This window comes from Pelagibaculum spongiae (assembly GCF_003097315.1).
Classification (GTDB): Bacteria; Pseudomonadota; Gammaproteobacteria; order Enterobacterales; family Pelagibaculaceae; genus Pelagibaculum; species Pelagibaculum spongiae.
Genome location: NZ_QDDL01000001.1, coordinates 1,346,512 through 1,366,604, shown reverse-complemented (window position 1 = coordinate 1,366,604; position 20,093 = coordinate 1,346,512). Strand labels below are relative to the sequence as shown.

Sequence of the window (20,093 nt, the reverse complement as noted above, 5' to 3'; positions counted from 1 at the left end):
CCTTACTTGCTGCGCGTATGCAGCTGATTCATTGCCTTTTGCCAGTCGCCGCCGAGCAAGGCTTCCGATACATCAAGACTGTCGTCTATGGCGCGTTCGATCTGCTGTTCTTCGGCACCAGTTGGCCGATTCAGCACAAAGCTGGCAACCCGGTTTTTATCACCCGGATGACCAATGCCTAAACGCAGTCGCATAAAATTCTTGTTGTTACCCAGACATTTGACAATATCGCGTAAACCGTTGTGACCGCCGTGGCCGCCACCAACTTTTAAGCGCGCAATACCGGGCTCAAGATCCAGTTCATCATGAATGACTAAGATCTCTTCTGGAGTAATTTTAAAGAAGTTGGCCAGGGCTGCTACGCCGGTGCCGGATCGATTCATAAAATCGGTGGGAAACAGCAACCGGCAATCAATGCCGGCTGACTGTATGCGAGCAGACATGCCGTGAAAACGGCTTTCTGCTTGCAATGACTGGCCAAAACGTTTGGCCAGTGCTTCCAGAAACCAGACGCCTGCATTGTGCCGGGTCTGTGAATAATCGGGGCCGGGATTTCCCAAGCCGACGATCAGTTTGACCGAGTTGCCCAATGCAGGCCTCCTTAAGGGTCTGGATTATTCTGCTGCCGCTTCTTCGCCTTCAGCGTCGTCTACAGCGCCTTTAGCTTTATGTGCAGCTGCGATCGGCTGGTCATTATCAGCACTGATAGACTGGGCAAGTTCTACGCCTTCTGGCAGAACTAAGTCAGATAAATGCAGGATTTGACCAACTGTGATTGCAGACAAGTCTACTTCGATAAACTCAGGCAAGTTAGCTGGCAAGCATTTGATCTCAACTTCGTTCAAGTTATGAGAAATGTTTGCGCCGCTTAACTTAACTGCGTCGCTGTTTTCTGCATTGATGAAATGCAGAGGTACAGAAGTATGCAGAGCAGCATTCGCGTCAACGCGTTGGAAGTCCAAGTGGGTAACCTTAGGCTTGTAAGCGTGACGTTGCATATCTTTTAAGATTGCTTGAGTTGGCTTGCCATCGATGTTGATGGTCAGGATTGAGCTATAAAAAGCTTCCTGGTTAGCCAGTTTAGCAACTTGACGATGCTCCAGAGTCAGAGATTGTGGGGCTTCTTCGCCACCAAAAATCACTGCTGGAACCTTATCTGCGTGACGCAGGCGGCGGCTCGCACCTTTCCCCAGCAATACACGAGTTTCAGCATTTAAAGTAAATTCGCTCATCAGATTCTCCTGATAGATTAACTACAGAACCGGTTTTCGCGACCAAAATACCGATTCCTGAATGGTCCGCCCACAAAAAAGCGGCGGCGGATTGTATCAAAAAACCACCACCCCCGGATAGAGGCAGTGGTATAAATTTCAAATGGTTTTGCGGGTTGTGCTTCGCTAGAGGCTTAACACAACCGACGTTGAATCGTTACAGCAGGAACATCGAGCTGATAGATTCTTCATTGGTAATCCGGCGTACTGATTCAGCCAAGATATCGGCCAAAGTCACTACACGGATTCTGTCGCAAGCCTTGGCTTCGTCAGTCAAAGGAATGGTATCGGTGACAACTAGCTGGTCCAGCTTGGAGTTTCTGATGTTTTCCATTGCTTTGCCCGACAGTACCGGGTGAGTACAGTAAGCCACTACACGCTTGGCACCATGTTCTTTCAAAGCATTGGCTGCATTGCACAAGGTTCCTGCGGTATCGACCATGTCATCGACCAGGATGCAGGTACGATCTTTTACATCACCGATGATGTGCATAACCTGAGAAACGTTAGCCTTGGAGCGACGCTTGTCGATGATGGCCAAATCGGCTTCATCAAGGCGCTTGGCAATCGCACGTGCACGGACTACACCGCCAACGTCTGGGGAAACGACCACGATATCTTCGTAGTTTTGACGCTCAACGTCATCCAGCATAACTGGAGTCGAGTAAACGTTGTCGACAGGAATGTCGAAAAAGCCCTGGATCTGATCAGCGTGAAGGTCAACCGTGAGTACTCGGTCAACACCAACGCCAGTGATCATGTCTGCGACTACTTTTGCTGAAATCGCCACTCGGGTTGAGCGAGGGCGGCGATCTTGGCGAGCATAACCAAAGTAAGGCATTACTGCGGTAATACGGCCTGCAGATGCACGGCGCAATGCGTCAGCCATCACCATTACTTCCATCAAGCTGTCGTTGGTCGGTGCACAGGTTGATTGGATGATAAAAACATCCTTGCCGCGAACATTTTGCTGAATTTCTACAGCAACTTCGCCATCGCTGAACTTGCCTACTTTGGCTTTGCCAAGGGGGACAGAGAGGTAACGAGCGACTTGTTCGGCTAGTTCTGGAGTTGCATTTCCGGCAAATACCATCAAATCGGCCACAATCGGATTCCTTGAGATGTCAGATTCAGTTTGGGTGGACATATTTTTTCTGTGGAACTGGGCAAGAATCGCGGTGGAGTGAGGGGTAGAGACACATAGACATGTCTATAACGCTATCCTAACCTTTTGATTCTTGTTAGGTTCCCCTCTGGGTTGCTGCCCATAATTTGTACCGGCGCATTGTACTTATTTTCACACGTCAGGCAAGTGTAAATAAAACAACAAAAAAAATCGCCTTAGGTAAAACCAATCGTGAGCAAATGACAGTTACGGCTTTATACCCAAGCCACTTCAAGATGCACCTCTTGAAGTGGCTTGGGTATATGTCGCTAATCTGAGCGGTAAACAAATTTCAAGCAAAAAAAATCCGACTTATAAAGTCGGATTTTTATATATGGCTGGGGTGAGAGGATTCGAACCTCTGAATGGCAGGATCAAAACCTGCTGCCTTGCCGCTTGGCGACACCCCAATAAAACTGGGTACTGCAAAATATGGCTGGGGTGAGAGGATTCGAACCTCTGAATGGCAGGATCAAAACCTGCTGCCTTGCCGCTTGGCGACACCCCAATAAAACTGGGTACTGCAAAATATGGCTGGGGTGAGAGGATTCGAACCTCTGAATGGCAGGATCAAAACCTGCTGCCTTGCCGCTTGGCGACACCCCAATAAAACTGGGTACTGCAAAATATGGCTGGGGTGAGAGGATTCGAACCTCTGAATGGCAGGATCAAAACCTGCTGCCTTGCCGCTTGGCGACACCCCAGTAATCAACGGAAAAAGCACTTAAAGCACCTGAGCTCCCGCCAACAGGGTGCGCACTTTAACAGCGAGTGGAGAGTTATTCAAGCCTCTTGCAATAAATCCTGTGAAGGGTGAACGATCAATGATTTGCTGTGCTTGTTGTTCAGTTTCACATTTCATAAAAACGCAAGATCCAGTACCGGTCATCCGAGGTTGGTTAGACTCAGAGCTAAATTGTGCCAACCATTTAATGACTTCAGATACTTGGGGGAATCTTTGCTCTGCAACTGGCTGACAATCGTTGTGCCCTGCACCGTTTAAAAAATCTTGTTGAGTAATTAATGGGCTGTTTCTAACCAGCTTAGGGTCGCTGAAAATATCGGCTGTAGAAATATTTACTTGTGGCTTGAGCACAATAAACCATGGTTCGGGTAAATCGATTGGCTGTAATTGCTCGCCAACCCCTTCGGCCCAGGCTGCTTGCATGCGAACAAATACCGGTACATCGGCACCCAGTGTTAAGCCCAATGCCGCTAGCTGATCAGTTGATAGATTAAGTTGCCATAAATGATTCAGCGCTAGCAACGTGGTTGCGGCATCTGAGCTGCCGCCGCCAAGTCCGCCACCAGAAGGTAGGCGTTTTTCTAGCTGGATATCAGCGCCTAGTTTGCAGCTTGTGAATTGGCGTAATAATTCAGCGGCTCGAATAATCAGGTTTTGCTGGTTGGGCACGCCGGGCAATTCGGGGGTTAGCTTCAATTGGTCATCGCTACGCAGCTGAAAGCTCAAGCTGTCACCAAAATCGAGAAACTGAAAAACGGTTTGCAGATTGTGATAACCATCATCACGGCGACTGGTGATGTGCAAAAATAAATTCAGCTTGGCCGGAGCTGGCCAGTTACTTAGCTGGTTCATTCGAATCCTTGTTAACTTCCTGTGCTTGTTAAATTAAGCAATCGCGGTGTGTTGTGGGCAGAAAATCGGATCTGTTAACGGTAAAAAGCATTAAATCGCTTGCCAGTTTTTAATCGCCAACGTCACTTTTAAGTCTTTTTGATCAGTCGTTTTGTCGCGAATTTGTATTTTGACTCGGCTTGGCAAATTAAAGCCACTGCTGGCTTTGAATTTGTCAGCGGCGATAGTCCAATTGCCTTGGGTAAAACCTTTTTCAGTTTGCTGGTGGGGATATTTCGGCCAAGGTAAACCGCGCACCCAATAGGGTAATGCCGCTATTGGCAGGGTTAGCCCAAGCTCTTGATGAAGCCATAACCGAGCCTGATGCTGGTTTAACTCAGTGTCACTGCTTTTTATTACATAAGCATCGGTGTTGCCTACTAAGTGGGTTCGACCAATGCCAAAAGCGCCGGCAATGGTGATATCAAACTGCTGTTGCTGCTGTTGCCAGTTTAAACTGGCAGACCAAGCTTTATCGCCGGAAATTAAACCAATTCGGCCTTTGAGTTTCCAGTTCTGTAGCGCTTGGGCTTCGAGTATGGGTTGGTTAATTGTTGAAGCTGGTGGATTATTTAGATTGGCTGTAAATAATCCACATCCATTGAGCAGCAATGTCAGCGAAACAATTAAAACCGAAAAACATCGTTGGAATTTACTAGCGACGATCATTGATTATACCGCTCCAGCGTTTGACGAAGAATTTGGTGCTCGGGTGCTGTTTCTATACCTTTCTTCCAGATAATAGCGGCTTCTTCTTGGCGAGATAGCAGCCACAAAACTTCACCGAGGTGCGCAGCAATTTCTGGATCTTGATCGCCATCCCAAGCTTTTTGTAAAAATTCCAGCGCAGCGTGTGGGTTGCCTTGTTTAAATAATAACCAGCCCATGCTATCGAGAATTGCCGGTTCATCAGGAGCCAGTTTAAGGGCGCGTTCAATCAATTCTTGAGCTTCATCCCAGCGAGTGGTTTTATCAACCAGCGTGTAACCGAGTGCATTTAATGCAAAAGCATAATCAGGGCGCAGTTTGATAATTTTGCGCATGCCGGTTTCAAAACTTTCTAGGTCGTCTTGCTTGATTACCAGCATGGCTCGAGCATATAACAGGTCAATATCATCGGCACGAAGCGTCAAGCCATGATCAAGAATTTGCAGTGCTGATGGGCGCTTGCCCTGCTGCTCATAAATATCTGACTGCAGCAGCAATAAACGACTGTACTGCTGGTTGCTACGAGGGCGAATGGTTTGGCTAACCTGAAGCGCTCGTTTGAATTTCTTTTGATCTCTCAGCAATATTACGGCCTGCATTCTGGCAGCAATTTGCCTTTGAGCACCTTCAACTTTCAGGTAATAGCTAATGGCTTGCTCACTATTGCCCTGATCTTCGTAAATGCTACCGAGCATCAAAATTGCTTGGTCATATTCAGAAGAAGTTCTGGGAATACGTTTTAGCAGTTCGATCGCCTGATCAATTTGCTCGCCTTGAAATTTCAGTCGGCTTAATGAAATTAAAGCGATGGGATTGGTTGGATCAATTTGCAAAATTGCTTTAAAGGCTTGTGCTGCTTTTGCGGTATTTTCTTGCTGAATATATAAACCGGCACTTTGCAGGCGTAATTCGAAATTGCGCGGGTGTTGCTCAATTTGCTGCTGCAAGAATGTCATGGCTTGCGGCGTTTTCTGAGCTTGAATTAATAAGCGTACCTTAAGCTTGATCGCATTAATCCAGTCAGGCTGATTCTCAAGTACATTGTCTGTTAATTGCTGGGCAATTAGCAGTTGATTCAAACTTTGAAATAAATAAGCTTGGCTGAGCTGAATGGTGGGTAACTGCTGGCTAGAAATTGTTACCTGTTGCAGCGCTTGCAATAACTGAGCGGTTTTATTGCCGTTAGCAATTTGGGTAATCAGAATGACAAACTTGTCTTTAGGTTGATTGGCAACTAACCAGCCAAGGCTTTGTTCAAGTGTTTTAGCATCATTGTTTTGCAATGCGAACAGCGCCGAGCGGACCCATGCGGCAGGGTTCTCTGGCCGCAATTCCAACCAAATCTTTGTCGCATCAGCTGCTATTTGGTATTGCTTGAGCTGGTTAGCCAGTTCGACAATTCTTTCTACTATTTCAGGGTCTTTTTGTTGCGCCAATGTCGGCAGATAAACATCAAGTGCTGCCGCTAGTTCGCCCCTGGAAAGTAGTAATTCAGCAGAAAGCAGTTGTTCCAGCTGTTTAGCACTGGTTAAACTGGCCTTGTTGGCTGTTTTAGATCTACCTGAAAGGGCTACCTCTGTAGGGGTAGTGGCGGTTTTGACCTGAGATGTGTCAGGTTGTGATGCCTGCGCAAGTGTTTCTGGCGTGTTAAGATTCGCACAGCCAGACAAGAGCAGAAGCATCAGGCCAGTGGTCGGAAATAGCTTCATAAGTGGAGAGGGTCCTTTAGAGGTATCCAGACTTCCTGAAATCATGCGGTATAGTGACACTATAACCAACTGTATGAAGTTGGTATGCGGAAACTATCCTTTTTTTTTGACAGGCCGTGACGGCTGCCGGACATTCAGTTGATTCTATGATCATTGTTGTTCTGGGTGTGAATCACCAGACCGCCCCGGTCGAAATTCGCGAACGGGTTGCATTTGGCCCTGACATTTTGCAGCAAGCGCATCAGTCTTTGCTTGAGCAAAGAGGTGTGAGGGAATGCGCGATCCTGTCGACCTGCAATCGCACCGAAATTTATGCCGTTATTGAAGGCAGTGCTGAATCAGATGTAGAAACTGCCCTAGCCAATTGGTTAGCCAGCTTCCATTCGCTGGGGCTGGATTCTTTATCGCCTTATTTATTCCGTTATCGTGAAGATGAAGCCATCAAACACATGATGCGAGTTGCTAGTGGCTTAGATTCAATGGTGCTCGGTGAGCCGCAGATCCTCGGTCAGGTAAAAGATTGCTGGCAACAAGCCAGCGAATTCAAAACACTCGGCCGTTGGTTAAAACAATTATTCCGGCATACTTTCACTGCTGCCAAGCAAGTGAGAACCGATACCGATATCGGCACTAATCCGGTATCTGTGGCTTTTGCTGCAGTTGATATGGCACGGCACATTTTCAGTGATTTTTCTCAAATTACCGTATTGCTAATCGGTGCTGGAGAAACTATTGAGCTAGCTGCCAAGCATTTAAAAGCCAAGGGCGTTAGCAAAATGATTATTGCTAATCGCACGGTAAAAAGAGCCGAAACCCTTGCCAAAGAAATGAGTGCAGAAGCGATTGCACTCGATGCTTTGCCAGATTATCTGGCAAAAGCCGATATGGTGGTATCATCTACCGCGGCGCCTTTACCAATATTGGGCAAAGGCATGGTCGAGCAGGCATTGAAACAACGCCGCCGCCAACCCATGTTCATGGTCGATATCGCAGTACCTCGCGATATAGAATCTCAGGTCAATGAGCTAGAAGACGTCTATCTCTACACTGTGGATGATCTTCGCGAAGTGATTCAAGATAATCTGAGTAGTCGCCGACAGGCTGCAGTACAGGCCGAAGAAATGATTGGTTTGCATGTGCAAACTTTTCTGTCGTGGCGTCGTTCGCTCGATGCGGTGGATACGATTTGCGCCTATCGCCAGGAACATGAACAGTTGCGTGACGCCGAGCTCAAGCAGGCAATGGCGTTGCTGGCTGCTGGCGCTGACCCGGTAAAAGTACTGAGTCAGATGGCAAATCGCTTAACCAACAAATTCTTACACCAGCCGACACTCTGTCTCAGGGATGCTGCCGCACAGCAGGACTATGAGCTGATCAGCCAGCTGAGAAATATTTACGGAATTCAGTAGCACAGATGAAACCCTCTATAAGAATGAAACTTGACGGTCTGATTGAGCGTCATGAGGAAATTTCTGCCCTGTTAAGTGAGGTAGAAGTGATGGCGGATCAGAACCAGTTCCGTGATCTGTCCAAGGAATACAGCCAATTGGAGCCATTGGTAAAATGCTTCAGTGAGTTTCGTCAGTGCGACGAAGATCTGGAAGAAGCCAAGCTGATGCTGGATGACCCAGAGATGAAAGATATGGCCGAAGAAGAAATCGGGCCATTGAAAAATCGCATGCAAGAATTGGAAGGCGAGTTACAAATTCTGCTGATTCCAAAAGACAAAGACGATAACAGCAACGTTTACCTGGAAATTCGAGCAGGAACCGGTGGTGACGAAGCAGCGTTGTTCTCTGGCGACTTGTTTAAAATGTATGGCCGTTATGCGGAAAAGCGTCGCTGGAAAGTCGAAATTGTTTCGGAAAGCCAAAGCGAAATGGGCGGCTATAAAGAAATTATCTGCCGGATTACCGGTGATGAAGTCTATGCCAGTCTGAAATTTGAATCGGGTGCACACCGAGTTCAGCGGGTGCCAGAAACCGAATCGCAAGGTCGAATTCATACCTCGGCTTGTACGGTTGCGATCATGCCTGAAGTTGATGATGTTGATGAAATCGAAATTAACGCAGGTGATTTGCGTGTCGATACATTCCGTGCTTCAGGCGCAGGTGGTCAGCACGTAAACAAAACCGACTCTGCAATTCGACTGACTCACTTGCCAACAGGCGTAGTGGTTGAGTGTCAGGATGAGCGTTCCCAGCACAAGAACAAGGCTAAGGCGATGAAAGTCTTGCAGTCTCGTTTGTACAGTGCCGCCCAGGAAGCGCATGACGCAGAACAGTCAGAAGCACGTAAAAAGCTGGTCGGTACCGGCGACCGTTCTGATCGAATCCGTACCTATAACTATCCACAAGGCCGGGTGACTGATCACCGCATCAACCTGACTTTGTACAAGCTCGATGACATTATGCAAGGCGAAATGGGTCAGCTGTTACAGCCGCTGGTTCAGGAATATCAAGCAGACCAGTTGGCTGCTCTGGCCGAAGCATAATGCCCACAGATAGCCTTACCATTGATCAGCTGTTGCGTGATGCCACGCAACAGCTCGATCGAGCCAATATTGAATCTCCCCGAATTGACTGTGAATTGTTTCTTGGTGATCTGCTAGAAAAAGATCGAACCTGGTTACGCTGCTGGGGCGATAAAATAGTTAATCAAGAAATAATCCAGCAATTCCAACAAATGATTGGTCGCCGAATTAAAGGTGAGCCATCGGCTTATATTGTTGGCTATAAAGAATTCTGGTCATTAAAACTCAAGGTGACTGCTGCAACATTAATTCCACGGCCGGATACTGAAATTCTGGTGGAGACTGTGTTGCAAAAAATAACGAATCCAAATGCAAAGCTAGTTGATTTAGGTACAGGAACCGGTGCGATTGCTTTAGCGATTCAATCAGAGCAAACCGGTTGGAAAGTTTCGGCCAGTGATTATTCTGTTGATGCACTTGATGTTGCCAAAGCCAATGCCGCTGCGCTCAATCTTCCGGTAGAATTTTCCCATGGTAGTTGGCTAGAACCATTTGCTGGCCAGCAGTTTGACTGTATTGTTTCCAATCCGCCTTATATCGACCCGAAAGATGTGCATTTACCCTCATTAGTAAATGAGCCGATTACTGCGCTGACCGCAGAAAATCATGGTCTGGCAGATTTACAACAGATTATTGCCCAAGCTCCTGATCATTTGAATGAGCAGGGCTGGCTAATGCTTGAGCATGGTTTTGACCAGGGTGAAGCCGTTAGGGCTTTATTAACTGAAGCTGCTTTTTCAGCGGTAGAAACCATAAAAGATTACGGTGGAAATGACCGAATCTCGATTGGGAAAAAGTGTTATTAACTTCCTTGGCATATGAGTTTGCTGGGAGCGCAGGCGGCCCGCCTGCAAAGTGCCGTAGGCACATGGCTGTGGAATAAAAATGCTATCGCATTTAAATGCAGGCAAGCTGCCTGCGCTCCCGGTAAAATGCATTTAAATAAAGTTATCTTGGGAAAACTCTATGTACCAGCTAGGTGATCAACAACTGCTCCGTTACAGTCGGCAAATTTTATTGCCACAGTTTGATTATACCGGTCAGGAAAAAATTTCCCAAAGCTCGGTATTAATTGTCGGTAGCGGTGGTTTAGGTTGCCCGGCTTCACTTTATTTAACAGCTGCCGGTGTCGGTAAAATCATTCTGGCTGACCCAGATACGGTAGAGCTTTCAAATCTTCAGCGGCAAATTAATTTTTCTACCGCAGATATTAACCGGCCTAAAGTAGAAGCGGCAGGTGAGCGGCTGGCAGCAATTAACCCAGATGTAGAGTTAGAGCTGTTGCAGGAAAAACTGGATAGTGATCGCCTGCTTGAGCTGGCAAAACAAGTCGATCTGGTGGTGGATTGCTCAGACAGTTTTGCTACGCGCTTTGCGGTTAATCGCGCCTGTGTTGAGGCCAAGAAACCTTTGGTAAGTGCTGCAGCAATTGGTTTTGAAGGCCAATTCAGCGTATTTGATAGTACTAAAGAAAACTGCCCTTGCTATGCCTGTTTGTACCCGGAAGCTGATTTTAAAGATCAGAAAATGAGTTGCAGCGATAGCGGCGTAATCAGCCCGTTGCTCGGTATCATGGGCTCTAAACAAGCATTAGAAACCATTAAATACCTTGCCGATATCGGCAAAAGCCCACTAGGTAAACTCTGGATATTTGATGGCACTGAATGTGAGTGGCGCTCATTGCAAATGTCACGGGATAGCGAATGTGAAGTCTGCGGTGATTGCGGTTAAAAAATCATATAAAATAATGACGTCGGCCAATGTGCCGGCGTTTTTTTTTTGCACTGACATTTTTGCTTATTTATATTGTACGCCTGCAGGCTCTAATGGGAGGCTTGCGCATGAATATAAGAGATGTGTGTTATGAATAAAAAGATATGGTTAGTGTTGCCTTTAGTTTCAGCCTTGGTTGCTTGTGGTGGAGGATCTAGCTCCAGTTCAACGCCAACGCCAACGCCAACGCCAACTCCAACTCCAACTCCAACTCCAACTCCAACTTCTTTTGTAGGGTTTGACGATCCAAGATTTACTTTTGAACAGGTTAGAAGTACTTACCCCGCCCTGTCAGGATAGTTGTCTCTTAACTTAATCCATCCTTTTTCAATTGAGGATGGCAGGAATTACGGACATGCCCTCTTATTCTGAAGAAAGAAAACACGCTGTTTTAAAACGATTATTACCTCCTCAAAGCTTATCTATTCCTGTGCTTGCTAAAGAAGAAGGTATTTCTGAGGCAGCATTGTACAATTGGCGCAAACGATTTAACCTCTCTGGTCATCCCATGCCTGAAAAACATCTGAGTTCTGAACAATGGTCTGCTGAAGCTAAGTTTGCTGTTGTCCTTGCAACTGCCAGCTTTAATGAAGCTGAACTGAGTGAATATTGCCGTGAAAAAGGTCTGTATCCAAACCAGATAAAGCAATGGAAACAAGCCTGTATTCACGGTAACCAATCGGCGGAAAAAGCATCCAAAGCGCCTCGAAAAACGCTTAAAGAAAAAACAGATGAAAAGAAAATCAAAAAGTTAGAAAAAGAATTGAGACGTAAAGATAAAGCACTTGCAGAGGCGAGCACGCTGTTGATTCTTTCAAAAAAGCTCGATGCTTGGTACGGAATCGACAGCGAGGACAACTAACGTCACTTGCACAGCGCCAGCAGTGTTTGGAATGGTTTCATCAAGCCATTACTGAGGGTGCGCGCCGTCGCCAAGCTGCTGATATATTGAATATCAGCTTGAAAACACTGAACCGTTGGCAAGACAAAGCAGGCAAAACTATAGAAGACCAACGTCCATTGGTGGTGAAAGATATGCCTGCTAACAAGCTGTCAAAGGAAGAAGAAAAGACAATATTAAATATTAGTAATCAAAAAGAATTCAGTCGGTTACCGCCTTGTCAGATTGTCCCTACGCTTGCAGATCGCGGCACCTATATTGCCAGCGAATCCTCTTGGTACAGAGTATTAAGACGAAATGGCCAATTAACGCATCGAGGCCGTAGTAAAAAGCCTCATAAACGGCGAAAGCCGACAACGCATATCGCGACAAGCGCAAATCAAGTCTGGACATGGGATATTAGTTATTTACCTTCTCGAACCAAAGGCTTGTTCTGGTATTTATATTTGATTGTCGATATTTACAGTCGAAAAATTGTTGGCTGGGAAGTCTATGAAGTGGAATCGGGTGAGTATGCCAAGGTATTGGTAGCGCGCACTTTATTATCAGAAAATTGCTTGAAAAACCCACCCGTACTTCATTCTGACAATGGTGCGCCGATGAAGAGTTTTACCTTTAAGGCGCGCCTCGAAGAATTAGGTGTTGGATCTTCATATAGCCGTCCTAGAGTCAGTAATGACAACCCTTATTCAGAATCGTTGTTTCGAACGGTGAAATACTGCCCTGAATATCCGAGCAGCGGCTTTGCAACTCTGGATGATGCCAGAAGCTGGATGTTAAAATTTGCACGTTGGTACAACCACGAGCATCGACATAGTGGTATCAAATTTGTGACGCCGCACCAGCGCCATAATAATGAAGACAAGCAACTACTTGAAAAGAGAGTGGCGGTTTATGAATTGGCTAAATCAGAACATCCAGAGCGATGGCCAGGCGCAATCAGGGATTGGAGCCATATAAATGAAGTCGCTTTAAATCCAGAAAGAGAAAGGGCGGGTATAAATTAATCTAAAAAGGGACAACTACCTTGAAAAATACCGTTACCTGCCTACATTAGATTTTAAAGAAGTACCGGTTGAGTCTTTGGTGGCTGCCGCTGAAGATACTATTTATAACTCCGGCCTTGATTGGCACTTGGTGAATGAAAAGACCAGTTTTAAAGTTGCAGACTATCAAATGCCAGGTAGTGGCAATGAGTGCTCCAGTACTGGTGATGCTTTTGAATTCTTTGGTGTGAATTGTGACTTTAGAGCTATTTTTGATCTGGTTTTCAAAGGTCAGTTTAAAGTAGTTGATGCTGAAGACGGTTTCGATGTACTTGCATTGGTTGAACGTCAAGTATCTAATACGACAGCGAGAAAGCTTAAAACTGTAAATCAATATCGAGTTGAGGAGCAAGCGCTTTCAGTTAATTTCAAGACAAACTTTTCAAAGCATGAAGATGTAGATACAGGCTTGGTTAGTTATGATGTGACCATGAAATTTTCCAATGACATTTGGAAGAATCGCGCTGTAGCTAAAGGGTCATATGGGGTTGGCCTTGTTGAAGATTATTATGGTAAGGATGGTGTGACTATTAGTGGTAGTTACCACGGAAGAAAAGACATTGATGATTCTGCAGTAAATGGATATGAAATTGATGGTGGATTCGACTTTGAAGTGATTCAACGTAGCGACGAAGCAGTTTCTATGCAAGCGGGTAAAAATTTCTTTTATAAGTTCACTAATGCTTTTGAAAAAACTGTCTGTGCTGTTCCAGGAGCTACGCCATCTATTTTAGATGCTGACTGTGATGGCGTTGCAGAGTAATTATTAGTTATTTTAAAAAATGCCAACCTTCGGGTTGGCATTTTTTTTTGCGCCTAAATCTTTGTAATTTGGTATTGTTGCATCGCTGGCCTTGATGGGAGGTCGGCGCATGATATTGAGAGATGTAGGTTATGAATAAAAAGATATACCAGATATTACCACTAGTGGTTTTACTTTCAGCATGCGGTGGTGGAGGCAGTAGTGAAAGCGGCAATATTAGCGCTCCCGAATTTTCGATAGAAGCCGTAGCAGAGACTAAGGCAGAAGCAGTAGATCTAAAAGTATTCGATAGTAATTTGCTGGCAATCAGCATTCATAACACGCTTTCGAAAGTTTCTATTGACTGGAATGCGCTGGGAAAAAATAAATTATTAAATCTATCTTCAGAAAAACAGTTAAGTGCCAGCTGCACGCGTGAAGGAGATGTTTTAGCGCTAGAAGTGACTGATTGCGGTAGTACGCGAATTGAGATAAAACAAAGCAATGATAAGAAAGGTTTTTCTCAACTGGTGAGAGAAGAGCGCCCTTCAGATAACGGGTATTTTACAACGGTTTCAGTTGCAGCTGATTATAAATTGCATAGTCCTGAAGCAGTTCAGATAAATGAAAAACGCTCGATAAAAACAGTTGACGATATCTCGACGCCGATCGACGCATCAACTGCCTCAGTAGATCTGAGAATACTGACCAAAAGCTTTACCGGGCAAGCAATCAGTCAGGAAGATCATCGGGTAGATCAAAATTACCTTTTAAACTCAAGTGTCTACCAATCGATTTCAGGTCGGGTAGCTACAGCACAAAAAGATATTTCATATAGCTACACTTTTGAACGTATTGCTCGTTCTGAAGAAGCACAAAAAATTCAGCCAGCATCGCCATTAATGTTCCGTATTGCTTCTGCTGGAAGTTCACTCTGTTTGTTTACTGAAAATGAAAATAATCAGTTTTATTTAGAGGGTGAATTGAATGTTCAGTTAGATAAAAACTGTAACGGCGTAGTTGATAACATGGATTCGAACTTTACCATTGAATCTTTGCCAGAATACCAAGCTGCCTATATCGACCTTGACTTAGTTAAACCTGAAGACATAGCCAACATTCTACATGAGCAAATAGCATCTGTTTATATTGATTGGCCTGAATTATCTAAAAAAGGGTTAATTGATGAGCCTATTGAACGTCAAATGCAAGAAGAGTGCCATCAGCAGGGTAGTGATTGGACGTTCAATGTCCAAACCTGTAATGATGACGAAACTGAATTTCTGGATCGAAAAGAAAGTAGTGGGTATTCAAGAGAACTGAGGTTTGAATGGAATGGTGAAAACCTGGGTGATAAAGATACGTGGACGGTTAATGAGCAATATTCAGTCAAAGATAATATTGATTTGCACGTCAAATTATCTAAAAGATTTACGCTTGATTTCAATATAAATCAGCAAGTTTATAGTGATACAAAAGTTTCTATAATGCTGGATGGTATTTTTGATCAAGGCTATCAGCTTGGGGTGTATCAGTTTAATAACAATGCACTTAGTGCTAATAAATATGAATTTACGATTGATTCGACTGTTTATGTGAAAACATTTTCTGTTGACAATGTTTCCTTCAACGGCGCATTCGATTTTAAATCAGTATTGAGAAGTGAGCAGGCTAAAATTGCTGAGCTTGGTTCATCGGTGATGTATGAAATAACGTCTCAGGGAAAAAACGTTTGTCTTTTTTCTAAAGTGGATGACATAGATATAGCATTTGAACCAGAAAACTTGCTGGTTGATTCTAACTGTGATGGTGTCAGTGATGGTCGTGATCCAAACTTTACGATTGCTGAATTACCTGAACTTGAAGCTGAGTATATTGACCTTGATTCAATTGATTTAAACTTGGTAGCGAAAGTTTTAGATAATGAGTTTGGAAATATATATATTGACTGGGCTGATTTTTCGGAAAAAGAATATCTCGAATTTGATGTGTCTGTTGAATTATCAGACACCTGCACTCAAACTGGTGGTCTTTGGGGTTTTACAAAAATAGAATGTACCTTAAATGATCAAAATGTAGGGTTGTTTCATTTTGAAGAGTCGGACTATAAAATAAGTAATGGGTTTTCTAAGGATAGTAGGGATTTTTATATGGCTGATAATGTGAGTTATATATCGAATTCCAAAAGCCAGTATGTTTTTTCAGATTTAATTGAAATTAATGAGAGCAATTATTTTGGCAGGCGTTCTGGTCAAGAATTGTCTATGAAAAAACATACTAATATAGTAATCTCTATCGATAAGAAATCTCTGTTTACAGAGGGGTATAATGTTTTTTCACATGGCCGATTTGAAAAAAATTATTTATCGGCATATGATTACGAATTTTCCGCAACAGGCACTATTAAATTAAAAAATGGCGACTATGCAGGCGTAAGCTTTTCTGGTGCATTCGATTTTGAAGCGATAGTGCGGTCTGATGCTGCGCAGCGAGCACAAACTGGTTCTAAATATATGTATAAGATTACTTCTCAAGAAAAAGAAGTATGTTTATTTCTGGATGATCAACTTGGATTAACGCTGAGTGATAATTTAGCAATTGACCCTGATTGTGATGGTATTACAGAAGTCGTAGAATTTAGTTTAGCTAAGGCAGAAATATTTCCAGCCTCTGCGGTTGATCTGGATTCAGTGGATCCTGAATTTTTGAAAGCTTCAGCCGTTCAAACGTTTCGTTCAGCATTTATTGATTGGCAAAGAATGATCAATCATAACTGGCTATCGGCTACATTTGTTGAACCACCGCTAGGAGGTTGTCAAAAAGATGCACTAGAGAATTTCACTATTGTAAAGTGTGTTAATGATAATTATGGGTTGCTTATTGAAACTCAAGAGTCTCCTATTAATCAAAGCCATTTTTCAATTGATTTCCGCCAAAAAACAACAGGACTGAGCGTTACTGATTATCTAAAAAGCAGTGTGACCCATTACCATAATAATGCTGGTAGTGCTTCTTTAAATATTAGCGCTGGTAAACAGTGGTTAGAAAACGCTGATAAAAATCAATTCAGCGCAGATATTCAATTATCAATGGATTTGGTTGATTTCTCTGGTGAAAATCTTACTCGATCTCGCGAACCATTCGAATATGCCTACTTAAATCCTGGGTGGGATATTGGCTTTTCGGCACAGGTTAAGTCTCGTTATACTAATTCGTCTAACGTGACTACTGTAGGTGCCTTTGACTTGGAACTGATTGCTCGTTCTGAAGCAAGTAAAGTTAGTCAGAAAGGATCGCCACTCATGGCAAAATTCTCTAGCCAAGGTAAATCATTTTGTATGTTTAGTTCGACTGAAAATGGTTACGAATTTGATGACAATACTATTATGGATATGAATTGTGATGGCATAGCTGAGTAACTTTTTGACAGCCATTGTATAAAAGCCAGCAGTTACCGCTGGCTTTTTTTATACGGCCTTGTCATCATTATTCGGCACAATATGTCTCTGAGCTGCTAGGTTGTTATCGTGCGGCTCGATGTTTCTAATAAAAATAGAGTGTTATATGAAGTTGAACCAAATAAAACACACACTTCTACCCATGCTTTTTGTCTGCGCTGTTGCTGCCGTTACTACTATAACCACAACAAAAACAGCCATTGCAAATACCGCTGAAGAGGCAAATTTTGCTGCTTCTACTCAAATCTATCTGGATAGCCTTCCGGGTGCATCATGGTCTAATGAGCCGTTTCATGGTGCAGTTTTGTTAACCCGAGATGGCAAAGCTATATTTGAATATGATGATTCTGGCGTAAAACAGGCGACTTATGAGATTGGCTCTACCACCAAGCTGATGGTTGCGACAGCGATTATGCAGCTTGTTGAACAAGGCAAGCTCTCGTTAACCCAAAGTGTCGGTTCGCTATTGCCACGATTTGCAGAGCAGTATCCGGATGTCACGATTATCCATTTGCTATCGCATAGTTCTGGAATTAGCGAGTATGTTACCTCTGAATTGCTAAAGCGTGGCTCAGCTTTCAGCCGTCAAGAGATTCGCCAGATTATTTCTGATCAACAGAAAACAATGCCGGCTGGACTCGAACATGAGTATTCCAATACCAATTATTTACTGCTGGGTTTGATTATTGAAAAACTGTCTGGACTGACATGGCAGCAGTATTTAAAACAGAATGTTTTTCAGCCTTCCGGCATGCTGCATATTTCAACCAAACCCGCGACGGCGCCTTTATATTATCTTGAGCAGGATAAGTTGATTGCTGGTGATCCAGTGAATGCTTCTTTGGCGTTTAGTGCGGGTGCTTTGACGGCATCGCCACAGGACTTGATGGCTTTTTATAAGGCATTTACTTCTGATCAATTGTTGAGTTCATCATCTCGTAAGCTGATGAGTCAGGAAGTAGCCCCCGGATCTGATTATGGTCTGGGAGTAATGCTAGAAAATGCGAGTATTAAAGATCAGAAGATTCGTTACATGGGTCATGGTGGTTCAACGCCGACGTCTAGCAGCCATTTTGTATTTGATGATATTAATCGCTGTGCGCTGGTAATTTTTCAAACGCCCAGCAAGGCTTTTGATTTGTACCGTGTGCAAAAAACACTACTGAACGCTTGTCAGAGCGGAGTTGCACCAAAAGCATTAGCAAAAAAAGAAACGATAGTGCTATCTGATGAGTACCGAACTCAACTGCCAGGCGATTATCTGATGGAAGCCAAGGTGCTGGAGATTGTTAAGTCGCAATTGAGTGTTGAGTTGGCTGAGCAGATAAAAACCTTGCAGGTTCGACTGGAAAACAATCAATTGATTTTTGATTTTGTTGGTCAGGAAGCATTCCCTGTAGAGCCAATGTCTGATGGAACGCTGCAATTCAAATCGGCAAAAGTCACGATTGTTCCCCGGAAAGAAGATGGAAAAATTACAGGTTTTATTTTTAAGCAGCCAAGAGTTGGGCTTCCTTACATAAAAACTAAGCCATTGTTGTTAAAATAGAGCATAAAGTTGAGCAATAAAAAAGCCCCATGTCAGAGAGATGTCATGGAGCCTTCGGATCTTCAGAATGTTGCGCATTCCTGAAGTACTGATTAAGACAGTGCTTCAAAAGATCAGTTCCCAAATAGATAGAAAATTAATTTTTTTATCTATTTGGTTCACATCAGCATTTAATGCTTTTATCAACTACGGTATTTCAAATACCGTAGTTACTAAGCAAACTCTGTTTTAGAAGATGCTGGTGCTGTAATTGATATAGACACGTTGGTCAGTTGCATCGCCAGAGTTGAGGCCAAATGCGCGATCTCCATCATTACGTTCTTGAGTTCCTACCCAGGTCAGGTTTAAACCATCAACTGCTGGTACGTTGTAACTCAGTATTAACAAACGCTCCCACGCTTCTAGATCTTTATCGATACCGGCATCAAATTTACCTTTGCCATAAATAATACCAGCGGTCAGACCTTCAGCAATACCTTGATCAAAGCTATAGAACAGATGGCCCAGTAAGGCTTTGCCGTTTTGATCCGACAGGAAGTTAGTGTTCAGATCCTGAAAGCTGTTGGTGGGTGAGTAATCAACATTTTTGGCGTACAAGAAGTTATAAGCATCGCCAACGACTCGGCCATAGGTCAGCTTGCTGCTCCAATTGCTAACATTGACGCCGGCTGCAAGGTTGTACCAAGTGCTCTAGTAATCAGCGGCATTGCCAGTTCGTGACAGGCTACCTAACAAATCACTATTATTATTGCCCAAAGTACCGGCAGATTCAGCCTTGAAAACGCGGCCATCAACAGTGACTTTATAACCTTCGCGCGGCTCTAGCTTCCAAGTAGCCCGGGCGAAACTCTGTTGTAGATAATCTTTGGACTCACCACGACCTAGTTCAAAACCAAGGTTCTCGGTAGGGTCATAAGTTGCACGGACAATTTGCAGGTTATCGATTTTAGCGCCTGAGAAGGTTTTTAAATCATCAAAGCTACTGGAAAAACGCTGTGATGATTTTTCTACCCAATTATAGTGCAGACCAAAGTCAGCAAATCTTAAGCTGGTATCGATACCTTCATAGGAAGATGGGGTAGCACGAGATGACAAACCATTTAGCAGCGGGTTATCGATAACCTGGAGACCGATTTTAGCGTTCAATGCTACGCCATTTTGTTCCAGTTTTAATTTGACTAGCGCTTGGCTCAATTTGCTGTAACCATCTTCTAGCTTGCCATCATTACCAATCTGGAATACTTCACTACGGTTGTTATCGGCGACACTATTTAAGCGAATCGCTGAGAATAGTGGTGCATCAAAACCAATCACATTGTTGAAGTAACCAGATTCGAAATCTAACTTGAGTGCTTGCGCCGAAGCATCGACTTTTTTTCCGCTATTGTTTTCCGGATAATCACAGAAAAAATATAGTGCTCTAAAAATCCGTCTAGGCTGGCTCCTGAGATCAAATCAGAAGTAGTGTTTTCAGAAAAGGCAGGTGCAAGCAGTGACAATATGACTGCCGGAATGGCAGTACGAGCAAACAACTTCATTGGAATATTGTTATATAATTATTGAATATTTGAAATGACTAACTTAATTAAGTCATTTCGAATT

General features: G+C 43.9%; 17 protein-coding genes and 4 tRNA genes. 9 read left to right on the top strand and 12 right to left on the bottom strand.

What is annotated here, in order from left to right:
- Positions 1-2: 2 nt before the first annotated feature.
- The 10 genes from pth to DC094_RS05845 all read right to left on the bottom strand — a co-directional run bounded on the left by pth (position 3) and on the right by DC094_RS05845 (position 6,489).
- Positions 3-590: an aminoacyl-tRNA hydrolase gene (pth, locus tag DC094_RS05890; RefSeq protein WP_116686118.1), complete on the bottom strand. Its 588-nt coding sequence runs from the start codon at positions 588-590 to the stop codon at positions 3-5.
- Between the two features lie 24 nt (positions 591-614).
- Positions 615-1,232, bottom strand: coding sequence for a 50S ribosomal protein L25/general stress protein Ctc (locus tag DC094_RS05885; RefSeq protein ID WP_116686117.1), 618 nt, complete (start codon positions 1,230-1,232; stop codon positions 615-617).
- A gap of 196 nt (positions 1,233-1,428) precedes the next feature.
- Entirely contained in the window at positions 1,429-2,376 is a 948-nt protein-coding gene (locus tag DC094_RS05880; RefSeq protein ID WP_116686116.1) for a ribose-phosphate pyrophosphokinase, read from the bottom strand.
- 395 nt (positions 2,377-2,771) lie between these two features.
- Positions 2,772-2,846: transfer RNA gene (locus DC094_RS05875), tRNA-Gln, on the bottom strand.
- A 23-nt stretch (positions 2,847-2,869) separates the two neighbouring features.
- A tRNA-Gln gene (locus DC094_RS05870) sits at positions 2,870-2,944 on the bottom strand.
- A 23-nt stretch (positions 2,945-2,967) separates the two neighbouring features.
- Positions 2,968-3,042: transfer RNA gene (locus tag DC094_RS05865), tRNA-Gln, on the bottom strand.
- 23 nt (positions 3,043-3,065) lie between these two features.
- Positions 3,066-3,140 (bottom strand) — tRNA-Gln (locus tag DC094_RS05860).
- 20 nt (positions 3,141-3,160) lie between these two features.
- On the bottom strand, positions 3,161-4,033 hold the full coding sequence (gene ispE / locus DC094_RS05855; protein WP_116686115.1) for a 4-(cytidine 5'-diphospho)-2-C-methyl-D-erythritol kinase: 873 nt from the start codon (positions 4,031-4,033) through the stop codon (positions 3,161-3,163).
- Between the two features lie 90 nt (positions 4,034-4,123).
- Positions 4,124-4,741 carry a lipoprotein insertase outer membrane protein LolB gene (lolB, locus tag DC094_RS05850; RefSeq protein ID WP_116686114.1) on the bottom strand — a complete coding sequence of 206 codons (618 nt, stop codon included), beginning with the start codon at positions 4,739-4,741 and terminating at the stop codon, positions 4,124-4,126.
- Positions 4,738-6,489 carry a tetratricopeptide repeat protein gene (locus DC094_RS05845; protein ID WP_158527230.1) on the bottom strand — a complete coding sequence of 584 codons (1,752 nt, stop codon included), beginning with the start codon at positions 6,487-6,489 and terminating at the stop codon, positions 4,738-4,740. Before DC094_RS05845 ends, lolB begins: the two co-directional genes overlap by 4 nt.
- A 146-nt stretch (positions 6,490-6,635) precedes the next feature.
- Here DC094_RS05845 and hemA point away from each other — a divergent pair, with 146 nt between their 5' ends.
- From hemA to DC094_RS05800, 9 genes are all read left to right on the top strand, one after another.
- Positions 6,636-7,898, top strand: a complete 1,263-nt coding sequence (hemA, locus tag DC094_RS05840; protein ID WP_116686112.1) for a glutamyl-tRNA reductase — start codon at positions 6,636-6,638, stop codon at positions 7,896-7,898.
- A 5-nt stretch (positions 7,899-7,903) separates the two neighbouring features.
- Positions 7,904-8,983: a peptide chain release factor 1 gene (prfA, locus tag DC094_RS05835; protein ID WP_116686111.1), complete on the top strand. Its 1,080-nt coding sequence runs from the start codon at positions 7,904-7,906 to the stop codon at positions 8,981-8,983.
- Complete coding sequence (prmC, locus tag DC094_RS05830; RefSeq protein ID WP_116686110.1) at positions 8,983-9,828, top strand: peptide chain release factor N(5)-glutamine methyltransferase; 846 nt, start codon at positions 8,983-8,985, stop codon at positions 9,826-9,828. Before prfA ends, prmC begins: the two co-directional genes overlap by 1 nt.
- Positions 9,829-9,988: 160 nt before the next feature.
- Entirely contained in the window at positions 9,989-10,753 is a 765-nt protein-coding gene (locus tag DC094_RS05825; protein WP_116686109.1) for a HesA/MoeB/ThiF family protein, read from the top strand.
- A gap of 132 nt (positions 10,754-10,885) precedes the next feature.
- The gene (locus tag DC094_RS05820; protein WP_116686108.1) at positions 10,886-11,095 is read left to right on the top strand and encodes a hypothetical protein; all 210 of its coding nucleotides are present in this window, start codon (positions 10,886-10,888) and stop codon (positions 11,093-11,095) included.
- Positions 11,096-11,150: 55 nt separating this feature from the next.
- A protein-coding gene (locus tag DC094_RS05815; RefSeq protein ID WP_116686107.1) for an IS3 family transposase occupies positions 11,151-12,703 on the top strand; the annotation gives its coding sequence in 2 pieces (ribosomal slippage) (positions 11,151-11,610 and positions 11,610-12,703; 1,554 coding nt in all).
- Positions 12,704-12,782: 79 nt separating this feature from the next.
- A complete protein-coding gene (locus DC094_RS05810; protein ID WP_116686106.1) occupies positions 12,783-13,505 on the top strand; it encodes a hypothetical protein in 723 nt (240 codons plus the stop codon).
- A 131-nt stretch (positions 13,506-13,636) separates the two neighbouring features.
- The gene (locus DC094_RS05805; RefSeq protein WP_116686105.1) at positions 13,637-16,903 is read left to right on the top strand and encodes a hypothetical protein; all 3,267 of its coding nucleotides are present in this window, start codon (positions 13,637-13,639) and stop codon (positions 16,901-16,903) included.
- Positions 16,904-17,048: 145 nt separating this feature from the next.
- A complete protein-coding gene (locus DC094_RS05800) occupies positions 17,049-18,491 on the top strand; it encodes a serine hydrolase domain-containing protein (protein ID WP_158527229.1) in 1,443 nt (480 codons plus the stop codon).
- A gap of 228 nt (positions 18,492-18,719) precedes the next feature.
- Here DC094_RS05800 and DC094_RS05795 read toward each other — a convergent pair whose 3' ends face one another.
- Both DC094_RS05795 and DC094_RS05790 read right to left on the bottom strand, forming a co-directional pair.
- Positions 18,720-19,088 carry a hypothetical protein gene (locus tag DC094_RS05795; RefSeq protein WP_116686103.1) on the bottom strand — a complete coding sequence of 123 codons (369 nt, stop codon included), beginning with the start codon at positions 19,086-19,088 and terminating at the stop codon, positions 18,720-18,722.
- A 93-nt stretch (positions 19,089-19,181) separates the two neighbouring features.
- Positions 19,182-19,919, bottom strand: a complete 738-nt coding sequence (locus tag DC094_RS05790) for an OprD family outer membrane porin (protein WP_116686102.1) — start codon at positions 19,917-19,919, stop codon at positions 19,182-19,184.
- Positions 19,920-20,093: the final 174 nt, after the last annotated feature.